This window comes from Streptomyces sp. NPDC101237 (assembly GCF_044767465.1).
Taxonomy (GTDB): Bacteria; Actinomycetota; Actinomycetes; order Streptomycetales; family Streptomycetaceae; genus Streptomyces; species Streptomyces gramineus.
The window spans coordinates 131781-150773 of the sequence record NZ_JBIWNY010000007.1 but is presented as its reverse complement, the minus strand read 5'-3'; the positions used below and the strand labels follow the sequence as shown (position 1 = coordinate 150773).

Sequence of the window (18993 nt, the reverse complement as noted above, 5' to 3'; positions counted from 1 at the left end):
ACGACAGGACAGCCATGGACACCACCACGACCGTGCTCGTGATCTGCGCGATCGTCGCGGCGGCCCTGCTCGCCGGGGCGGTCGCCGTGCTCGTACGACTGGTCCGCACCCGGCGCACCCTGCGCGAGGCGGGGCTGCCCACCGGACCGCGCTGGGTGTTCTGGGGCGCCGTCCTGTACCTGGTGCTCCCGACCGATCTGCTCCCCGACCCGATCTATCTGGACGACATAGGCGTCCTGCTGCTGGCGCTGCGCTCGATGCGCGCGGCCCGGGTCCTGCCGGCCGAGGACCCCGAACTCTGAGCCCGCCGGTGCCGCCCGGGTGCGTCCGGTGGGCGTCGAGGCGCATTCTTGCTGTGTCCCCACCCGGCGGTGCACGGACGAGGTAGGACCGGATGACTGGGAGCGACGAGCACCTGGGCCGGGCGCGTGAACGACTGACCGCACTGCTGGTCGACGCCTCGACCGGCGCCCTGGGCGCGGCCGGCGGCCACGTCGCCGGGGTCTGCCTGCGCGCCGGCGGCCCCGGACTGCTGCGGCTCTCGACGCTGGTCGGTCTGCCCGGACGGCCGTTCAGGCCCTGGTGGCGGCTGCACATGGACCGGCCTGTCCCCGTCGCGGACGCCTGCCGGCTCGGGGTGCGCGTAGTGCTGCCCAACGCCACGGAGATGGTGCGGCGCTGTCCCCGGTTCGCGGCCGGGCTGCCGTTCCAGTCCGGGCCGGTGTGCACGCCGGTGCCCCGGACGGCGCCGTCCTTCGGGGTGCTCACAGTGCTGCGCCCGGCGCTCCGGGACGCGCAGGACGAGCTGCCGGGGCTGGACCATCTGGGCCGGCCTGCGCAGGACCTGGGGGCCGTGCCGCGCGCGCCGGCGGCCCGGCAGGCGCTGCTGCCCCGCAGGCTGTCGGCCCACCCGCAGGTGCGGCTGGACCCCGTCGCCGGGACGGCCCGGGTGGCCCGCGCGGGCCGTCCGCAGCCGCCGCTGCGCGCCCCGGACGGCCGTACCCGCGTCCTGGACATCGCCGGCGGGGTCGTGCTCGGCGTGGACCCGCGCGCCCGGTATCCGGTGACCGAGCTGGAGCCGGACGCGATCCCCGCCCTGGACACCGACGGCCTGGTGGAGCGGCCCGGCGCCGACATCGACGACGGCATCGCGGCGCCGGCGACGGCCGGGGCCGGGGCCGGGGCCGGGGCGGCGCCGGGCCGGCACGGCGGCCGGTCGCCGGCCGGGGTCGCCGACCGGCTCACCGCGACCGCCCGGCGCGCGACCGACCGGCGCGCGACCGACCGGCCCGAGGACGTGGCTCTGCTGATCGCCACCCGGCACCGGGCGTCCGGAGGCGGGCCATGACTGGGCACAACGGGGCATGGCGCCGGTTGTCCCCGGAGACCCTCTCGCCTCGCCGGTCCGGGCAGTGTAGACATGGGCTCATGGTCCGTCTGCCCGGCCGGTCCGAGACCCGGCCGCCACCTGCCGAGGCTCCGCGTGCGCCGCTCGCGGAGGGCGAGCCGACGGCGGCCCCGCCGGGGCAGGGACGGTCCGGACCATGGTGGTCGGCGCGCGGCAGCCGCAGCGTGGCCGGACAGGTGTTCATGCTCCAGGTCGTGATCGTGCTGCTGCTGGTGGTGACCGCGGCGGTCGAGCAGGTCCTCCAGGTCCGGCACGACAGCAGCACGGAGGCCCGCAACCGGTCCGTGGCCGTCGCGCAGGCCTTCGCCAACGCGCCCGGCACTGCGGCCGCGCTGCGGCTGCCGGACCCGACCACCGTGCTCCAGCCGAAGGCCGAGGCGGCCCGCAAGGCGACCGGCGTCGACTTCATCGTCGTCATGAACACCGAGGGGATCCGCTACACGCACCCGAAGCCGGACCGGATCGGGAAGAAGTTCGTCGGGAACATCGGGCCCGCGGTGGCCGGCCGCACGGTCACCGAGGAGGTCCATGGCACCATCGGGGAACTCGTGCAGGCCGTGGTACCGGTCAGGGGCACCGACGGCAAGGTGGTCGGGCTGGTGTCGGCCGGGATCACCACGGCGCACGTGGGCGGCGCCGCCGCCCAGCAGCTGCCGCTGCTGCTGGCCTCGGCCGGCGCCGCGCTGGCCCTGGCGACGGCGGGCACGGCGCTGGTCAGCAGGCGTCTGCGGCGCCAGACGCACGGCCTCGGCCCGAACGAGATGACCCGGATGTACGAGCACCACGACGCGGTGCTGCACTCCGTGCGGGAGGGAGTGCTGATCGTCGGCGGCGACGGCCGGCTGATGCTCGCCAACGACGAGGCGCAGCGGCTGCTGGACCTGCCGCAGGACGCGGAGCGCCGCAGGGTCGGCGATCTCGGCCTGGACAGCGACACCGCGGAGCTGATCGCCTCGGGGCGGGTCGCGACCGACGAGGTGCACCTGGTCAAGGACCGGCTGGTGGCCGTCAACCAGCGCCCCATCGAGGTGCGCGGCGGCCCGCCCGGCAGCGTCATCACCCTGCGTGACTCCACGGAGCTGCGCGCCCTGTCCGGGCGCGCCGAGGTGGCCCGGGAGCGCCTGAACATGCTGTACGACGCAGGCGTGGGCATCGGTACCAGCCTGGACGTCACGCGGACGGCCGAGGAGCTGGGGGAGCTGGCCGTGCCCCGGTTCGCCGACTACGTCGGCGTCGACCTGTACGACGCGGTCCTCAAGGGCGAGGAGCCCAAGCCCGGGGACGCGTTGCGCCGGGTGGCGTTCGCCGGTGTGCGCAAGGACTCCCCGCTCTACCAGACCGGTGATCGGATCCGGTTCGTGCCGTCCTCGCCGCAGGGCCGCTGCCTGGTGACCGGCGATTCCGTGGTCGAGCCGCGGCTGCGGGACGCGCCGGGCTGGCGGGCCCAGAACGTGGAACTGACCGGCCGGATTCTGGAGTTCGGCATCCACTCGCTGATCACCGTTCCGCTGCGGGCCGGGAACCTGGTGCTGGGCGTGGTCAACTTCTGCCGCTCGGAGAAGCTCGCGCCGTTCGACGCGGAGGAGCTGGCCCTCGCGGAGGAGCTGGTGGCGCGGGCCGCGGTCTCCATCGACAACGCGCGCCGCTACACGCGTGAGCACAGCATGGCGGTGGCCCTGCAGCGGAGCCTGCTGCCGCGCAGCCTGCCGGAGCAGAGCGCCCTGGACATCGCCTACCGCTATCTGCCGGCGCAGTCCGGGGTGGGCGGCGACTGGTTCGACGTGCTGCCGTTGTCCGGGGCCCGGGTCGCGCTGGTGGTCGGGGACGTCGTGGGGCACGGGCTGCACGCGGCGGCGACCATGGGACGGCTGCGCACGGCCGTGCACAACTTCGCGGCGCTGGATCTGCCCCCCGACGAGCTGCTGGGCCTGCTGGACGAGCTGGTGGGCCGTATCGACCAGGACGAGACCCCCGCGGACAGCACGGCCCCGGTCACGGGGGCGACCTGCATCTACGCGATCTACGACCCGGTCGCCCGGCGCTGCACGGTGGCGCGGGCCGGTCATCCGCCGCCGGCGGTGCTCGGGCCCGACGGCAGTGTGCGGTTCCCCGACGTGCCGCCCGGGCCGCCGCTCGGGGTCGGCGGGCTGCCCTTCGAGACGGCCGACCTGGAGCTGCCCGAGGGCAGCAGCCTGGTGCTGTACACCGACGGACTGGTGGAGGACCGGAAGCGGGACATCGACGAGGGTCTGGACCTGCTCGCGGGCGCCCTGGAGTCCGCGGCCGGTGCCACTCCCGAGGAGACCTGCGCGGCCGTCCTGGAGCGATTGCCGGCCCGTCCCAGCGACGACGTGGCGCTGATCGTGGCCCGCACCCGGGCGCTCGGCCCGGACCGGGTGGCCGAATGGCAGGTGCCGGCCGATCCCGCGGCAGTCTCCGACGTGCGCTCCAGGGTGACCCGGCAGCTCGCCGACTGGGACCTGGAGGAGCTGTCGTTCACCACCGAGCTGATCCTCAGCGAGCTGGTCACCAACGCCATCCGGCACGGCCGTGCGCCCATCGGGGTACGGCTGCTCCGCGACCGGACGCTGATCTGCGAGGTCTCCGACGCCAGCACGACCTCGCCGCACCTGCGGTACGCGGCCAGCACCGACGAGGGCGGCCGGGGCCTGTTCCTGGTCGCGCAGATGGCAGAGCGCTGGGGCACCCGGTACACGCCCGCCGGCAAGGTCATCTGGGCGGAGCAGCAGGTGCCCTGAGCCCGTTCGCCGCCCGCGCGGCCGTCAGCCGAGCGCCCGGTCCAGGTTGAAGGCCGCGCTGATCAGCGAGAGGTGGGTGAAGGCCTGCGGGAAGTTGCCCTGCTGCTCGCCGGTGCGGCCGATCTCCTCGGCGTACAGGCCGAGGTGGTTGGCGTAGGTGAGCATCTTCTCGAAGGCGAGCCGGGCCTCGTCCACGCGTCCGGCGCGCACCAGGGCCTCGACGTACCAGAACGAGCAGATGGAGAAGGTGCCTTCGTCGCCGCGCAGGCCGTCGGGGCTGGCCTGCGGGTCGTAGCGGTAGACCAGGGAGTCGGAGACCAGGTCCTCGCCGAGGGCGTCCAGCGTGGAGAGCCACTTGGGGTCGGTGGGGGCGATGAACTTGGCCAGGGGCATCATCAGGAGCGAGGCGTCCAGGACGTCCCCGCCCTCGTACTGGACGAAGGCGCGGCGCCGCTCGGACCAGCCGCGGTCCATGATCCGCCGGTAGATGGCGTCCCGGGCGCCCAGCCAGTGGCCCAGGTCGGCGGGCAGGCCGCGCCGGCGGGCCAGCCGGATCGCCCGCTCGATGGCGACCCAGCACATGAGGCGCGAGTAGAGGAAGTTCTTGCGGCCGCCGCGGGTCTCCCAGACGCCCTCGTCGGGCTGGTCCCAGTTGTCGCAGACCCAGGCGACGAGCCGGGTGACGTCGTCCCACTGCGCGCTGGAGATGGGCTGGGCCCACTTGTCGTAGAGGTAGATCGAGTCGATGAGCGCGCCGTAGATGTCCAGCTGGAGCTGGCCGGCCGCGGCGTTGCCGACGCGGACCGGGGCGGAGCCGCAGTGGCCCTCCAGGTGCGGGAGCACGCGTTCGGGCAGGTCGGTGCGGCCGTCGATGCCGTACATGATCTGCAGCGGTCCGGAGGCGGCGCCGTCGCCGGGGCTGACGCAGGTGGTCAGGAACTTCATGAACGCCTCGGCCTCGCCGGTGAAGCCGAGCCGCAGCAGGGCGTAGACGGCGAAGGCGGCGTCGCGGATCCAGACGTAGCGGTAGTCCCAGTTGCGTTCGCCGCCGAACTGCTCGGGCAGGCTGGTGGTGGGCGCGGCCACGATGGCGCCGGTGGGCGCGTAGGTGAGCAGCTTCAGGGTGAGGGCGGAGCGGTGCACCATCTCGCGCCAGCGGCCGCGGTAGCGGGACCGGGACAGCCAGTGCCGCCAGTAGTGGACGGTGTCCTCGAATTGCCGTTCGGCCTCGGCGTGGGCGCAGCCGCGGGGTGCGATGCGCTCGCCGGCCTGGTCGAGGGCGAAGACCGCGGACTCGCCCTCGGCGAGTTTGAAGTCGCCGAGCGCGTCCGGGCCGTCGCTCTCCATGACCACCGTGGAGGTGAGCGCGAGCGACATGGTCCCGGACTCGAACAGGGCGATGTCGTCGACCATCCGCAGGGTGTGCCGGTCGGCGCCGTAGTTGAAGCGGGGGGCGACCCGGACCCGGAAGGGGACGGTGCCGCGCACGCAGATCACCCGGCGGATGAGCCGGTGCCGCTCGCACTCTCCTGACTTGCCGGTGACGGGCATGAAGTCCTGGACCTCGCCGACGCCGTCGTCGGTGAAGAACCGGGTGATCAGCACGTTGGTGTCCGGGAAGTAGAACTGCTTGGTCCGGGCCGGTACGGCGGGGGCCAGCGCGAAGTGCCCGCCGCGCTCGGCGTCCAGGATCGCCGCGAAGACGCTGGGGGCGTCGAAGGCCGGACAGCAGTACCAGTCGATGGTGCCGTCGCTGCCGACCAGGGCGACGGTCCGCAGATCGCCGATCAGCCCGTGCTCGGCGATCGGCGGGTAGCGAGGGCTGCCGGGAGCACTCTCGAAGAACCGCTGTTCGGTCATCGCGGCAGCCTCCCGGATTGGACGTATTGGCACGTTACATCCTAAAAGGGATAATTTCCTTCGCGCGCCGGTTGTCCGCCGCCCGACGGGCCCCGGGCCGCTCCGGATGCGGGGTGCGGCCGGGCGGGCAATCGTGAGAGTGTGCACCCCGCTCCGTGAAGGAGGGACCATGTCGATCTCAGAACCCGAAGCGTCCCGGCCGTCCGACGACCGCGCCACCCCGGACTCACTGCTGCACAGCGCCCCCGGCACCGGGGTGGCGCCCGAGGACCTCGTGATGGCGTCGGGCCGGGACGTCACCCCGGCCACGCTGGAATGGGCCAGGAAGAAGATGGAGCGCGAGGGACCGAACTGCGTCGAGAGGCTCCTGCCCTGACGCTGGACAGACGCCGTCTCCTCGGCCTGCTCGGATCGGCGGGCGTGGTGTCGCCAGGGCCCGCCGCGCACGCACCGCGCCCCGCCCCCGTCTCCCCCGTCACCGTGTCCGCGCCCGGCGACGGGGACGCGGATCACGCGCGGTTCATGAGGGCCGCGGTCGGCGAGGCGCTCCGCAACCCGCAATACCCCTTCGGCGCGGTCCTCGTGCGCTCCGGCCGGGTCCTGGGCCGCGGCGTGAACACCTCGGTCGAGAACCCGACGTACCACGGGGAGATGGTCGCGATGGCCGACTACGTGCGCCGGGCGGGCAACGACGGTTGGACCGCGGCGACCCTGTACTCGACCGGCGAGCCGTGTGCCATGTGCATGAGCGCCTGCGCCTGGGCGGGCGTGGGCCAGGTCGTCTGGGGCACCTCGATCGACGGGCTCGGTGGCACCGGGCTGGCCCAGATCGCCCTGCCGGCACGGGCGGTCGCCGACGCGGCCGGCTCGTTCTGGGCGCCGCGGCTGCTCGGCGGCGTCCTCGCCGGGACGACGGACGCGCTGTTCCGGCGGGCCGAGGTCCTTCGCGGCGGACCGGCTCACGGCGGGTCGTGAGGCCGCCGGGGCGCGCCGGACGCGCAACGGCCCAGGTCCGTACGGGATTTCACGCGAAGGCCGGCCGTTCTCCCTTCCGGAGCGAGGGCGCCTGCTGACAGACTCCGCAGGGTGCCAGACTTCGACATGCTCGTCATCGGATCCGGACCCGGCGGCCAGAAGGCCGCCATCGCCGCGGCCAAGCTGGGCCGCCGGGTCGCCGTGGTCGACAGCCCCGAGATGGTCGGCGGTGTATCCATCCACACCGGCACCATCCCCTCCAAGACCCTGCGCGAGGCGGTCCTCTACCTGACCGGCCTCACCCAGCGCGACCTCTACGGCCAGAGTTACCGGCTCAAGGAGGACATCACCGTCGCCGACCTGACCGCGCGCACCCAGCACGTGGTCGGCCGCGAGGTGGACGTCATCCGCAACCAGCTCTCCCGCAACCACGTCACCCTCTGCTCCGGGACGGGCCGTTTCGTCGACCCGCACACCGTCGCCCTGCGGGAACCCGACGGCGACGAACGGACGCTGACCGCGGATCACATCGTCATCGCCACCGGCACCCGGCCGGCCCGCCCGGACAGCGTCGAGTTCGACGGGCGCACCATCATGGACTCGGACAACGTCCTCTCGCTGGAGCGGGTGCCGCGCTCCATGGTCATCGTGGGAGCGGGCGTGATCGGCATGGAGTACGCCTCCATGTTCGCCGCGCTGGGCAGCAAGGTCACCGTGGTGGAGAAGCGCGCGGGCATGCTCGACATGTGCGACGTGGAGATCGTCGAGTCGCTCAAGTACCACCTCAGGGACCTCGCCGTCACCTTCCGGTTCGGCGAGACCGTCGCCGCCGTCGAGCGCCACCCCCGGGGCACGCTGACCGTGCTGGAGAGCGGCAAGAAGATACCGGCGGACACGGTGATGTACTCGGCGGGCCGGCAGGGCCTGACGGACGGACTCGACCTGGCCAAGGCGGGCCTGTCCGCCGACCGGCGCGGCCGGATCACGGTGGACGAGCACTTCCGCACCGAGGTGGAGCACATCTACGCCGTCGGTGACGTCATCGGGTTCCCGGCGCTGGCCGCGACCTCGATGGAGCAGGGCCGGGTCGCCGCCTACCACGCGTGCGGGGAACCGGTCGGGCAGATGGACAACCTCCAGCCCATCGGCATCTACACGATCCCGGAGATCAGCTTCGTCGGCCGCACCGAGGACCAGCTCACCGAGGACTGCGTGCCGTTCGAGGTCGGCGTGGCCCGCTACCGCGAACTGGCGCGGGGACAGATCATCGGCGACTCGCACGGCATGCTCAAGCTCCTGGTCGCCCCCGACGACCGGCGGCTGCTCGGCGTGCACTGCTTCGGCACCGGGGCGACGGAACTGATCCACATCGGTCAGTCGGTGATGGGCTGTGGGGGCACCGTCGACTACTTGGTGGACGCGGTCTTCAACTACCCGACGCTCGCGGAGTCCTACAAGGTCGCGGCCCTGGACGCCACCAACAAGCTGCGGCAGCTCGACCGTCTGGAGGACTGAGAGGCCTCAGGAACGGCTGCTTCCGGTGTGCGAGTTGGCGTCTTGAACTGGCATATGTGATTACCGGTCGGTCATCTTGAAAGGCGAAAGAGGGCCGCTATCATCACACCCACACACGCGGTGTGACCGTGCGCGGACTCTCGGCATGCGGCCCTCACCTCGCCTTTCTCACCTCTGACCGTCCCCTGCCCGAGGCGATCCCTCTGCGGGTGCGAGACGGGAGGGACCCCCCACCCGTACCACCGCGGGCCTGCACTCCCGTGCGCCCTGCACGACCGGAAAGCAGCACGACCATGAGCAACAGCAGGGGCAGAGGGCTGCAGGCCAACGCTCTCGGCACGTTCGACACGGTGGTGATGGCCGTGGCGGGCAGCGCACCGGCCTACTCGCTGGCCGCGACCACCGCGGTCCTGGTGGGGGCGGTGGGCCTGGCCAGTCCGGCCGCCCTGCTGTGGTGCGCGATACCCATGCTGGGCATCGCGCTGGCCTTCAGCTACCTGGGCCGGATCGACGTGAACGCGGGCGCCAGCTACTCCTGGGTGGGCCGCACCCTGCACCCCTTCCTCGGCTTCGTCAGCGGCTGGGCCCTGGTGGTGTCGGCGACCATCTTCATGGTGGCCGGCTCCCTGCCCGCCGGGTCGATGACGCTGTCCCTGTTCGACGAGGGCCTCGCCGACGACGTGGCGCTCTCCACGGTCGTCGGCGCCGCCTGGTTCCTGGTCATGCTGGCGGTGGTGCTCGGCGGCGCCCGGCTCACCGTCCGCGCCCAGCTGCTGATGTCCGGCATCGAGCTGGCGATCCTGCTGCTGTTCGCGGTGCTCGCCCTCTTCCACACCGGCAACGCCCGTGCCTTCGACTGGTCGTGGCTCGGCTTCGGCCACTTCGACGGCGTCTCCGGCTTCGCCTCGGGCGCGCTGATCGCCGCGTTCTACTACTGGGGCTGGGACGTCACCAGCAACCTCAGCGAGGAGACCCGCAACTCCCGCCGTACGACCGGACTCGCGGGCCTCATCGGCGTGGGCATCGTCTTCGCCCTCTTCGAGGTGTTCACCATCGCCGTGAACGTCATCCTGTCCTCGCGCCAGATCGCGGCGAACGACGCCGACGTGCTGGCGGTGCTGGGTGACGAGGTCGCGCCGGGCTGGGGCGGCAAGCTGCTGGTCGTGGCCGTGATGCTGTCCACCATCGCCACCCTGGAGACGACGCTCATCCAGGTCACCCGCTCGCTGTTCGCGATGGGCCGCGACCGCACGATGCCGGCGGTGCTCGGCAGGGTGCACCGCTCGTGGAACACCCCGTACGTGGCGATCGCGGTGGTCGGCGCGGTGGCGCTGGTGATGTTCATCGCCTCCAACGCGCTGGGCTCGGTGGGCGAGATCCTCTCGGACGCCATCTCGGCGATCGGCCTCCAGATCGCCGTCTACTACGGCCTGGCCGGCCTCGCCGTGGTCGTCGCCTACCGCAAGATGCTCTTCAGGTCCGCGGCCAACTTCCTGCTCGGCGGCGTGTGGCCGCTGCTCGGCGCGGTGTTCATGTTCTGGATCTTCGTCGAGTCGCTGAGCGAGCTGAGCGGCGCGGCGATCACGATCGGCGTCGGCGGTCTGGCGGCCGGCCTGGTCCCGATGCTCTGGTACTGGAGACAGGGCAGCGAGTACTACCGGCCCGCCAGGCTGGACGCCACCCGCACCGTCGAGACCGACTACGTGCCCGACGAGCACGTCACCGCACAGGCCCAGGCTTTCGAAGGCCTCCCCACGGATTTCTGAGGTACGCGCTCGATGGCGAGAGACCGCTTCGTTGCCGACTTCGACCCGGACTGCGGGGACACCGCCCTCACCTCGGCCCGGCAGGACGTCGTCATCGGCCGCTGGCAGGGCCTGCGGGACCTGCTGCGGGCCACCGGCCCCGACTGGCTCGTCCGCGGGCACCGGGTACGGCTGCTCGCGCAGGCCTGCGCGGGCAGTTCGACGGCGGAGTCCTGGCTGGCCGCGGAACCGCACGGCGCCGACGCGCTGGCGCTGCGGGCGGCGACCGAGACGGCCCGGGCGTTCCAGCTGGCCATCTCGGCGGGCCGGGGCACGCCGATCGACCGGTCCAGGATCGACGCCGCCGTGCTGGCCTGCCTGGCGGCCACGGAGGCCTACCCGCAGGACCCGACCCCGTGGGTCTCCCTGATCTCGGTGGCCCGGCTGTACCCGGCCGGCGTGCGGCGGCAGGAACTCGCCCGCTGGTGGGACGAGCTGCACCGCCGCGACCCGTACAACGTGGAGGGCCACCTCCAGGTGCTCCACTACTACTCCGCGCGCTGGCACGGCACGCACGGCCTGATGTACGACTTCGCCCGGGACGCGGCCGGGGTCGCGCCGCCCGGCTGCGCGCTGCCGGTCCTCGTGCAGTACGCCCGGGTCGAGGAGTTCCGCCACACCTTGGACGAGGCACGCGGACGGCAGGCGCCGGTGGGGCACGGCCAGCACTGGAAGCACGACGGCGCGGTCAGCGACGTACGGCGCACCTGGGAGCGCTGGATCGCACAGCGCGGCGAGGAGACCGTCGCGCCCGGCGAACTGCGCGACCTCAACTATCTGACGCACGCCGCCTGCCAGGCGGGGATCACGGACATCGCCGCGTCGCTGCTGCGGCTCCAGGGGCGGCGGATGACCCGCACCCCGTGGTCGTACACCGGAGACGCGGAGAAGCAGATCCTCAAGTGGCGGGCGGACCTGAAGCTGCGCGGCTGAGCCGGGCGGCGGGCTACGCCTCGGTCCGCTCGGCGGGCCGGGCGAGGCCCGTCGTCCACTTCTCCTCGATGCGGCCGGCCTTCCAGACCAGCAGGGCGATCGCCCAGGTGGCGAAGAACAGGCCGACGATGACGAAGCCGACGGTGTTCAGGTCCAGGCCGGAGACCCAGTCCCAGAAGACGCCGTGCAGGTCCATCCTGTCGGCGAGGAGACCGAGGAGTTCCACGGTGCCGATGATCAGGGCGACGGCGACGGACAGGCCGGTGATGGTGAGGTTGTAGTAGACCTTGCGGACCGGCTTGGAGAACGCCCACTCGTAGGCGAAGTTCATGAACGAGCCGTCGATGGTGTCAAGGAGCGACATGCCGGCCGCGAAGAGCACCGGCAGGGTCAGGATGGCGTACCAGGGCAGGCCGGAGGCGGCGCCGGAACCGGCCAGCACCAGCAGGGCGATCTCCGTGGCGGTGTCGAAGCCGAGGCCGAACAGCAGGCCCAGCGGGTACATCTGCCAGGGCTTCCTGATCGAGCCGGTGACCCCGCCGAGGAAGCGGTTCATGAACCCGCGGTTGTTCAGCTGCGTCTCCAGGGCGGCCTCGTCGTAGGCGCCGGAGCGCATCTGCCGAAAGACCTTCCAGATGCCGGCCAGGATGACGAGGTTGATGCCGGCGATGAGGTAGAGGAAGGTCCCGGAGACCGTCGTACCGATGAGACCGGTGACCTCGTGGAGGTGCGAGTCGTCGTTCTGGACCGGGCCGGCCAGGGTCTTCATGCCGAGCGAGAGCAGCAGCGCGAGCCCGAAGACGATGCTGGAGTGGCCGAGGGAGAACCAGAAGCCGACGGAGAGCGGGCGCTGCCCCTCGCCCATCAGCTTCCGGGTGGTGTTGTCGATGGCGGCGATGTGGTCGGCGTCGAAGGCGTGCCGCATGCCCAGCGTGTACGCGGTCACGCCGATGCCGATGCCGAACGACTCGGTGCCGACGCTGAAGTGCTGCGGCGCGATGATCCCGACCAGGGTGCCCCAGCCGATGACGTGCAGCGCGAGCACGAAGGCGGCCATCCCGCCGACCCTGGCCCACTCCTGCCGTGTCATGGAGTGCCGGACACGGCGCCAGGCCGAGCGCTTGGCCTCGGCCTCGGCGGGGAGGGACGGAGCGGAACCAGGGGCGGCCGTCATCGGGAGGTGACATCCTTCGGTCGAGCACGAGCAGCTGCCGTCGGCAGCCTGGTGCCATCCTCCCGTACCTGCAAGTCGTTCGCATTAAAGGCGGCGACAGGCCTTCCCCATGAGCATCCCATGCACAGGCAAAGGAATGTCCTGGTGTGCAGTACAGCGCACTGATCGTCCGCCGCCGCCACTCACAGGGCCCGGCGCCGGATCAGCACCCCGAGCACCACGAGACCCGGCAGGAACGGCAGCCACATGGTCAGCAGCCGGTAGCCGAGCACGGCGGAGGCGGCCGCGGCGGCCGGGGTCCCGGACGCGGTCAGGGCGAGGGCGAGGGCCGCGTCCAGCGAACCGAGGCCGCCGGGAGTGGGCAGCAGCGCGGCGGCACCGCTGGCGGCGAGGTACAGCAGCGCCACCCGGGCCGGCGACAGCGGGAGTCCGACCGCCCGGGTCACGGCGATCAGGACCAGGGCGTGCAGCCCGGCGAAGGCGACCGAGCCGCCCCACAGCGCGGCCGCGCGGACGGGCCGGGCGTGCAGGTCCCTGATGTCGGCGGACACGGCGGCCACCGCGCCCCGGCAGCGGGCCCACAGCCGGGCCCGGACCAGGACGGCGAGCAGGGCGGCCGCGGCGGTCACGGCGAGGGGCACGGCGGCGGGCACGTGCGGGATCCGCAGCAGTCCCGGCCAGACCGGCGCGAGGGCGGCGATCAGGACCAGGCGGGCCACCGCGCCTGCGGCGGCCTTGACCGCCAGAGCGGACGCGCCGCGGCCGGCCGGGAGTCCGCAGCGCATCAGGAAGCGCAGGTTCACCGCGCCCGAGCCCAGTCCCGCGGGCAGCAGGTGATTGGCGGCCGAGGCGGCGAACTGGGCGGCGACCAGGCGCCCGCCGGGCAGCCGCCGGACGACCGCGCCCTGCTGCGCCAGGGCCGAGGACACCCACGTCCCGAGCGCCGCCAGGGCCGCCACGAGCAGCCAGCCCTGGTCGGCGGCGGCGAGCCGGAGCGCCCCGTGCTGCACGGTCGGCCAGTGCCGGCGCAGCAGCCAGCCCGCGCCGGCCAGCAGCAGGAGGCAGAGGCCGGTCTGCCAGTAGACGCCTCGGCGGCCCGTTACGGGCGTGGTGTTCACGTTCGGGACCATCGAGGCACCCACCCCTGTTCCCCTACAGCTCGCAGGACCGTTGTCGGGCTTCAGGGACAAACACTGACAAATAAATGACAATTACTGTCGGAGGCAGCGCAGGTACGTCCATCCGAACGTAGGCACTACGCGCTGTAAGGTTGTGCCATGGCTGGCACAGGGTCCCGCGGCAGGGCGGAGCGGCGCAGCGCCGGAGAACTGGAGAGCGAAGTACTGGCAGCCCTGTGGGCCACCGAACACCCCTTGACCCCGGCCGAGATCCAGTCGGAGATCGGCGGCGGACTCGCCTACAACACGGTCCACACCATCCTCAAACGGCTGTACGACAAGGGGCTGGTCCTGCGGGACGCCGACGGACGGCGCGGCGCCTACCGGCCCGCGAAGAACGCCGCCGAGCTGACCGCCGAGGCCATGCACGAGGCACTGGACCGCGGACCCGACCCGATCGCGGCCCTCCAGCAGTTCGTGTCCGGGCTGAGCGCCGAGGAGGAGCGGGCCCTGCGCAACCTGTTCGCCGGAGACGGCGCATGAGATTCGACGTCTACACCCCGCTGCTGGTCGCCCTGCTGCTGCCGCCGGTCGGTGCGGTGGTCGGCCGCCGGGTGGCCCCGGCCCGGGCCGCACGCGTGCTGACCTCGGCGGCGGTGGTGACCGCCGCCGCGACCACCTGGTCGCTGGTGCTGCTGACCACCGCCCTGCTGGGCGACGCGCCGCCGGTGATCCGGGACGCCCGCGAGGACGGCCACCCGCTGACCGACCCGGTGCCCGGCGTGATCGGCCTCGCCGCCTGTCTCGCCCTGGCCGTGGTGGTGTGGCGCGTCCAGCGGGCGGTGCGGGCCGAGCGCCGTACGCGGCGGGCGCTGAGGCGGCTGTGCGCGGGCCATCCGCGGGACACGGAACTGGTGGTGGCCGCCTGCGAGGTGCCGCGGGCGTTCGCGATTCCGGGCCGGCCGGGCCGGATCCTGGTCACCTCGGCGATGCTCGGCGCGCTGGCGCCGGACGAACGGCGGGTGCTGCTGGCCCACGAACGGGCCCATCTGACGCACCGGCACGGCAGGCTGGTGACCGCGGCGACCCTCGCCGCCGCCGCCAACCCGCTGCTCGGCCCGGTGCGGTCGGCCGTCGCCTTCCTGGTGGAGCGGTGGGCGGACGAGCAGGCGGCGACCGAGGTCGGCGACCGGGCGACCACGGCCCGCGCGCTGGCCCGCGCCGCCCTCAGCGCGGGCCGCGCCCGCCCGTCCGGCGCGCTCGGCTTCACGGACCGCGCGGTGACCCGCCGGGTCGCGGCGCTCCGCGCCGGCCCGCCGCCCTCCCGGTGGCCGGCCGCGGTGGGCGTGCTCGCGCTGGGCGCGGTGGCGGCCCTGTTCGCGGCGGACGCGACGAGCGACCTGGTGGGGCTCCTCTTCGACGCGCTCATGTGAAACGACCCGCTTTTCAGGCCTTTCAGGGGCGCGGGGAGCTGCCCGACCAGCCACGGCGGCGCCGCGGACGAACGCTGTCGTGTGCCGGCCGGTGGGGCTTGTCGCGCAGGTCCCCGCGCCCCTGAAGAACTCAGACCGGCCGGGTCGGGGCCCGGTGCGGCGGTTGCTGCGGGGCCGGACCCGGGCGGAGCGGCGGCACCGCCCGCACCGCCGGGCCGTCCGCGCCGACCGTCACCGGCTCCCCGTGGTGGTGGACGGTGAGCGGCGGCCCGGCCAGCAGCGTGTAGGTCGCCTTGTCGGCGCCGATCTCCACCCGCAGCCTGCTGCCTCGCAGTTGCAGGTTGAAGGCGAGCCGGCGCAGCCGCTCCGGCAGCCGGGGCGTGAAGCGGGCCCCGTCGTCGTAGTGGCGCATGCCGCCGAAGCCGGCCACCAGCGCCATCCAGGTCCCGGCGAGGGAGGCGATGTGCAGTCCGTCGCGGGTGTTGTGCTCCAGGTCGTCGAGGTCCATCAGCGCGGCCTCGGCCGTGTAGGCGTGGGCCAGCGACAGATGCCCCGCCTGGGCGGCGACGACGGCCTGGCAGCAGGCGGACAGGGAGGAGTCGCGCACGGTCAGCGGCTCGTAGTAGGCGAAGTTGCGGGCGACGTGCTCCTCGTCGAAGTACGCCCCGCAGGTGTACATCGCCAGCACCAGGTCGGCCTGTTTGACGACCTGTTTGCGGTAGAGGTCGAAGTAGGGGAAGTTCAGCAGCAGCGGATACTGCTCGGGAGAGGTGTTGGCGAAGTCCCACCGCTGGTAGCGGGTGAACCCGGCGTGCTGCTCGTGGACGCCGAGTTCGTGGTTGTAGGGGACGTGCACGGAGTCGGCGGCGTCCCGCCAGGCCGCGCTCTCCTCCGCGTCGACACCGAGCCGGGCCGCCTGCCGGGGGTGGCGTTCGACCGCGTCGGCGGCGGCCAGCAGGTTCGCCCGGGCCATGAGGTTGGTGTAGGTGTTGTCGTCGGCGACCGCGCTGTACTCGTCGGGGCCGGTGACGCCGTCGATGTGGAAGGCGCCGCGGCTGTCGTGGTGGCCGAGGGAGCGCCACAGCCGGGCGGTCTCCACGAGCAGTTCGACGCCGGTGTCCCGTTCGAAGTCGGTGTCGCCGGTGGCGGCGACGTAGCGGACCACCGCGTCGGCGACGTCGGCGTTGACGTGGAAGGCCGCGGTGCCGGCCGGCCAGTACGCGGAGCCCTCCGAACCCGCGATGGTCCGCCAGGGGAACGCGGCGCCGTCCAGGCCCAGTTGGGCGGCGCGCTCGCGGGCGGCCGGCAGGGTGTTGTGGCGCCAGCGCAGCGCTTCGGCGACGGCGTCGGGCGCGGTGTGGGTGAGGACGGGCAGCACGAACATCTCGGTGTCCCAGAAGGCGTGCCCGTCGTAGCCGGAGCCGGTCAGGCCCTTGGCGGGTATCGCACGCTGTTCGGCGCGGGCCCCGGCCTGGAGCACGTGGAAGAGGGCGAAGCGGACGGCCTGCTGGACCTCCTCGTCGCCGTCCACCTCCACGTCGGCGCGGGACCAGTAGTCGTCGAGGTAGTCGCGCTGGTCGTCGGCGAGTCCCTGCCAGCCCTCGTGCGCGGCGGCCGCCAGCGCGGCGTCCACCTGGTCGGCCATGGCGGGCAGCGAGCGCACCCCGGACCAGCCGTGGGCGACGAACTTCTCCACCCGCAGCCGCTCCCCCGGCTCCAGCACCGAGGTGACGGTCAGCCGGGCCACGTCGATGTCGCTCTCGGCGTCCGTGGTGGTCCCGCCGGGGCCGGCCACCGTGTGGTCCGCGGCGACCGCGACGCGCAGGCCGCTGCGCCGGGTGCGGTGCACCAGGCGCAGCCGGCGCCCGGAGGCGAACCCGTCCTCCTGCTCCAGCGGTGACTGCAGGGCCATCGCGGCGCGCGGGTCGCCGTCGGAGCCGGGCAGCTGCTCGTTGGCGACCAGCTCGGACTGGAGCACGATCCGGCAGCGCCGGTCGACGGCCTCCACCTCGTAGGCGACGGCGGCGACCGCCCGCTGGGTCAGCGACACCAGCCGGGTCGAGCGCACCCGCACGGTGGACCCGGCGGGCGAGGTCCACTCGCAGGTCCGCTCCAGCACGCCCCGGCGCAGGTCCAGCACCCGTTCGTGGGCGACCAGCCGGCCGTAGCGCAGGTCGAAGGGCTCGTCGTCGACCAGGAGCCGCAGGATCTTGCCGTTGGTGACGTTGATGACGGTCTGTCCGGACTCCGGGTAGCCGTAGCCGGCCTCGGCGTACGGCAGCGGGTGCACCTCGTGCACGCCGTTGAGGTAGCTGCCGGGCAGGCCGTGCGGCTCGCCCTCGTCCAGGTTTCCGCGCCAGCCGACGTGCCCGTTGGACAGCGCGAACACCGACTCGCTCTGCGCGAGCACGTCGAGATTGAGGGCGGTCTCGCGGACCGACCAGGGCTCCACGGCGTACGACCGTTGGGTGATCACTCCTTGCCTCCCAGTTCGGCGAGGTCCGTGACGACGGTGTCCGCGCCGTGCGCGTACAGGGCGTCCGTCTGCCCCACGCGGTCCACGCCGACGACATACCCGAAACTGCCCGCGCGGCCCGCGTCCATGCCGGCGAGGGCGTCCTCGAAGACGGCGGCGTGGGCGGGTTCGACGCCGAGGTCGTGGGCGGCGGCCAGGAAGGTGTCGGGATGCGGCTTGCCCGGCAGGTGGCGTTCGGCGGCCACCACCCCGTCGACGCGGACGTCGAAGAAGTGCTCGGCGCCGATCGAGCGGAGCACGTCACGGCAGTTGGCGCTGGAGGAGACGATCGCGGTGCGCAGTCCCTGGGCGCGGACCGCCTCCAGGTAGCGCAGGGTGCCGTCGTAGGCCTCGACGCCGTCGGTGCGGATCTTCTCCAGGAGCAGTTCGTTCTTGCGGTTGCCCAGGCCGTTCACGGTGGCGGCGTCCGGCGGGTCGTCCGGGCTGCCCTCGGGCAGGTGGATGGAGCGGGACTCCAGGAAGGCGCGGACGCCGTCGGCGCGGGGGCGGCCGTCGACGTACTCGTCGTAGTCGGCGACCTCGTCGAAGGGCCGCTGGCCGTCGTAGCCGCGCAGGAAGGCGTCGAAGGTCTCCTTCCATGCCGCCGCGTGCACGACGGCCGTCTTGGTGACGACCCCGTCGAGATCGAAGAGGCAGGCCTGGATGGTGTCGGGCAGACCGAGTGCTGTCATGTCCGGCATCTTCCCCACCGGACGGCTTCCAGGGGGTGGTACACACCACAACCCGGGCCCGGTGTCACACTTTTTGCGTGCCGCTGACTTTCGACGACCTCCTCGACCGGGCCCGTTCACTCGCCGGACGCGGTCCGCGCGCGATCCTCGGCATCGCGGGCAGTCCCGGTGCCGGCAAGTCCACGCTCGCCGCACGGCTGGTGCGCGAGCTGAACGGCGGCGGCGTGCCGTGGGCCGCGCAGGTGCCGATGGACGGCTTCCACCTGGCCGACGCCGAGCTGGACCGGCTGGGCCTGCGGGACCGCAAGGGCGCGCCCGCGACCTTCGACGCGGCCGGCTACGCGGCGCTGCTGCGGAGGCTGCGCGAGGACACCGGCGAGGTGGTGTACGCGCCGGGCTTCGAGCGGGTCCTGGAGCAGCCGCTGGCCGGCGCGATCCCGGTGGAGCCGGCCGCCCGGCTGGTGGTGACGGAGGGCAACTACCTGCTGCTGCCGGACGGTGCCTGGTCGCGGGTGCGGCCGGCTCTGGACGAGGTGTGGTTCTGCGAGGTCGACGAGGCCGAACGGACGCGCCGGCTGGTCGCCCGGCACGAGGAGTTCGGCAAGGACCACCGGGAGGCGGTGGCCTGGGTCGCGGGCACCGACCAGCGCAACGCCGACCTGGTCGCGGCCACCCGCGACCGGGCCGACCTGCTGGTCCCCCGGACCCTTCTGACCTGAGTCCGTACGGCCCTCTCATGGACCGCGCGGTTCCCCCGCCCCCCCGTGAGAGGCGGGGGGAACCGCGCGACCAGCCACGACGGCGCG

General features: G+C 73.1%; 16 protein-coding genes. 11 read left to right on the top strand and 5 right to left on the bottom strand.

Annotation, left to right across the window (positions count from 1 at the left end; genetic code table 11):
• Window positions 1-14: 14 nt before the first annotated feature.
• From ACIRQ9_RS13705 to ACIRQ9_RS13695, 3 genes are all read left to right on the top strand, one after another.
• Window positions 15-302, top strand: a complete 288-nt coding sequence (locus tag ACIRQ9_RS13705) for a DUF1232 domain-containing protein (protein WP_404171317.1) — start codon at window positions 15-17, stop codon at window positions 300-302.
• Between the two features lie 92 nt (window positions 303-394).
• Window positions 395-1348 carry a SpoIIE family protein phosphatase gene (locus ACIRQ9_RS13700; RefSeq protein ID WP_404171314.1) on the top strand — a complete coding sequence of 318 codons (954 nt, stop codon included), beginning with the start codon at window positions 395-397 and terminating at the stop codon, window positions 1346-1348.
• A 242-nt stretch (window positions 1349-1590) separates the two neighbouring features.
• Complete coding sequence (locus tag ACIRQ9_RS13695; RefSeq protein WP_404171743.1) at window positions 1591-4167, top strand: SpoIIE family protein phosphatase; 2577 nt, start codon at window positions 1591-1593, stop codon at window positions 4165-4167.
• A 24-nt stretch (window positions 4168-4191) separates the two neighbouring features.
• On the opposite strand, the gene ACIRQ9_RS13690 is transcribed toward ACIRQ9_RS13695, so the two are convergent.
• Entirely contained in the window at window positions 4192-6027 is a 1836-nt protein-coding gene (locus ACIRQ9_RS13690; RefSeq protein WP_404171311.1) for a glycoside hydrolase family 15 protein, read from the bottom strand.
• Between the two features lie 169 nt (window positions 6028-6196).
• Between ACIRQ9_RS13690 and ACIRQ9_RS13685 the strand changes: the two genes are divergently transcribed.
• The 5 genes from ACIRQ9_RS13685 (at window position 6197) to ACIRQ9_RS13665 (ending at window position 11255) form a co-directional block, all read left to right on the top strand.
• Complete coding sequence (locus ACIRQ9_RS13685) at window positions 6197-6403, top strand: hypothetical protein (protein WP_351323850.1); 207 nt, start codon at window positions 6197-6199, stop codon at window positions 6401-6403.
• A complete protein-coding gene (locus ACIRQ9_RS13680; RefSeq protein WP_404171308.1) occupies window positions 6343-7002 on the top strand; it encodes a nucleoside deaminase in 660 nt (219 codons plus the stop codon). Before ACIRQ9_RS13685 ends, ACIRQ9_RS13680 begins: the two co-directional genes overlap by 61 nt.
• A 111-nt stretch (window positions 7003-7113) precedes the next feature.
• Window positions 7114-8517, top strand: coding sequence for a Si-specific NAD(P)(+) transhydrogenase (gene sthA, locus ACIRQ9_RS13675; protein WP_404171305.1), 1404 nt, complete (start codon window positions 7114-7116; stop codon window positions 8515-8517).
• Between the two features lie 293 nt (window positions 8518-8810).
• Window positions 8811-10283 (top strand): APC family permease, encoded by a 1473-nt coding sequence (locus ACIRQ9_RS13670; RefSeq protein WP_404171302.1) that lies wholly within the window; start codon window positions 8811-8813, stop codon window positions 10281-10283.
• Window positions 10284-10295: 12 nt separating this feature from the next.
• Complete coding sequence (locus ACIRQ9_RS13665) at window positions 10296-11255, top strand: hypothetical protein (protein WP_404171300.1); 960 nt, start codon at window positions 10296-10298, stop codon at window positions 11253-11255.
• Window positions 11256-11268: 13 nt separating this feature from the next.
• Here ACIRQ9_RS13665 and ACIRQ9_RS13660 read toward each other — a convergent pair whose 3' ends face one another.
• Entirely contained in the window at window positions 11269-12429 is a 1161-nt protein-coding gene (locus ACIRQ9_RS13660; RefSeq protein WP_404171297.1) for a HoxN/HupN/NixA family nickel/cobalt transporter, read from the bottom strand.
• A 182-nt stretch (window positions 12430-12611) separates the two neighbouring features.
• On the bottom strand, window positions 12612-13559 hold the full coding sequence (locus ACIRQ9_RS13655) for a lysylphosphatidylglycerol synthase domain-containing protein (RefSeq protein ID WP_404171294.1): 948 nt from the start codon (window positions 13557-13559) through the stop codon (window positions 12612-12614).
• Between the two features lie 147 nt (window positions 13560-13706).
• On the opposite strand from ACIRQ9_RS13655, the gene ACIRQ9_RS13650 reads away from it, so the two are divergent.
• Together ACIRQ9_RS13650 and ACIRQ9_RS13645 are read left to right on the top strand one after the other, a co-directional pair.
• Window positions 13707-14090: a BlaI/MecI/CopY family transcriptional regulator gene (locus ACIRQ9_RS13650; RefSeq protein WP_404171291.1), complete on the top strand. Its 384-nt coding sequence runs from the start codon at window positions 13707-13709 to the stop codon at window positions 14088-14090.
• Window positions 14087-14980: a M56 family metallopeptidase gene (locus tag ACIRQ9_RS13645; protein WP_404171288.1), complete on the top strand. Its 894-nt coding sequence runs from the start codon at window positions 14087-14089 to the stop codon at window positions 14978-14980. Before ACIRQ9_RS13650 ends, ACIRQ9_RS13645 begins: the two co-directional genes overlap by 4 nt.
• Window positions 14981-15110: 130 nt before the next feature.
• Here the strand turns inward: ACIRQ9_RS13645 and ACIRQ9_RS13640 are convergent, their stop codons facing one another.
• Both ACIRQ9_RS13640 and ACIRQ9_RS13635 read right to left on the bottom strand, forming a co-directional pair.
• Window positions 15111-17456 (bottom strand): glycoside hydrolase family 65 protein, encoded by a 2346-nt coding sequence (locus ACIRQ9_RS13640; protein ID WP_404171285.1) that lies wholly within the window; start codon window positions 17454-17456, stop codon window positions 15111-15113.
• Window positions 17453-18187 (bottom strand): beta-phosphoglucomutase family hydrolase, encoded by a 735-nt coding sequence (locus ACIRQ9_RS13635; protein ID WP_404171282.1) that lies wholly within the window; start codon window positions 18185-18187, stop codon window positions 17453-17455. The genes ACIRQ9_RS13640 and ACIRQ9_RS13635 overlap by 4 nt, the downstream gene beginning before the upstream one ends.
• Window positions 18188-18264: 77 nt before the next feature.
• Between ACIRQ9_RS13635 and ACIRQ9_RS13630 the strand changes: the two genes are divergently transcribed.
• Complete coding sequence (locus tag ACIRQ9_RS13630; protein ID WP_404171279.1) at window positions 18265-18906, top strand: nucleoside/nucleotide kinase family protein; 642 nt, start codon at window positions 18265-18267, stop codon at window positions 18904-18906.
• Window positions 18907-18993: the final 87 nt, after the last annotated feature.

What these genes read in the sequence shown, in the direction of transcription:
- ACIRQ9_RS13645 (WP_404171288.1), top strand. Translation starts at nt 14,087, where the DNA reads ATGAGATTCGACGTCTACACCCCGCTGCTGGTCGCCCTGCTGCTGCCG.
- ACIRQ9_RS13680 (WP_404171308.1), top strand. Translation starts at nt 6,343, where the DNA reads ATGGGCCAGGAAGAAGATGGAGCGCGAGGGACCGAACTGCGTCGAGAG.
- ACIRQ9_RS13655 (WP_404171294.1), bottom strand. Translation starts at nt 13,559, where the DNA reads ATGGTCCCGAACGTGAACACCACGCCCGTAACGGGCCGCCGAGGCGTC.
- ACIRQ9_RS13685 (WP_351323850.1), top strand. Translation starts at nt 6,197, where the DNA reads ATGTCGATCTCAGAACCCGAAGCGTCCCGGCCGTCCGACGACCGCGCC.
- ACIRQ9_RS13670 (WP_404171302.1), top strand. Translation starts at nt 8,811, where the DNA reads ATGAGCAACAGCAGGGGCAGAGGGCTGCAGGCCAACGCTCTCGGCACG.
- ACIRQ9_RS13690 (WP_404171311.1), bottom strand. Translation starts at nt 6,027, where the DNA reads ATGACCGAACAGCGGTTCTTCGAGAGTGCTCCCGGCAGCCCTCGCTAC.
- ACIRQ9_RS13665 (WP_404171300.1), top strand. Translation starts at nt 10,296, where the DNA reads ATGGCGAGAGACCGCTTCGTTGCCGACTTCGACCCGGACTGCGGGGAC.
- ACIRQ9_RS13705 (WP_404171317.1), top strand. Translation starts at nt 15, where the DNA reads ATGGACACCACCACGACCGTGCTCGTGATCTGCGCGATCGTCGCGGCG.
- ACIRQ9_RS13650 (WP_404171291.1), top strand. Translation starts at nt 13,707, where the DNA reads ATGGCTGGCACAGGGTCCCGCGGCAGGGCGGAGCGGCGCAGCGCCGGA.
- ACIRQ9_RS13660 (WP_404171297.1), bottom strand. Translation starts at nt 12,429, where the DNA reads ATGACGGCCGCCCCTGGTTCCGCTCCGTCCCTCCCCGCCGAGGCCGAG.
- ACIRQ9_RS13700 (WP_404171314.1), top strand. Translation starts at nt 395, where the DNA reads ATGACTGGGAGCGACGAGCACCTGGGCCGGGCGCGTGAACGACTGACC.
- ACIRQ9_RS13635 (WP_404171282.1), bottom strand. Translation starts at nt 18,187, where the DNA reads ATGACAGCACTCGGTCTGCCCGACACCATCCAGGCCTGCCTCTTCGAT.
- ACIRQ9_RS13695 (WP_404171743.1), top strand. Translation starts at nt 1,591, where the DNA reads ATGCTCCAGGTCGTGATCGTGCTGCTGCTGGTGGTGACCGCGGCGGTC.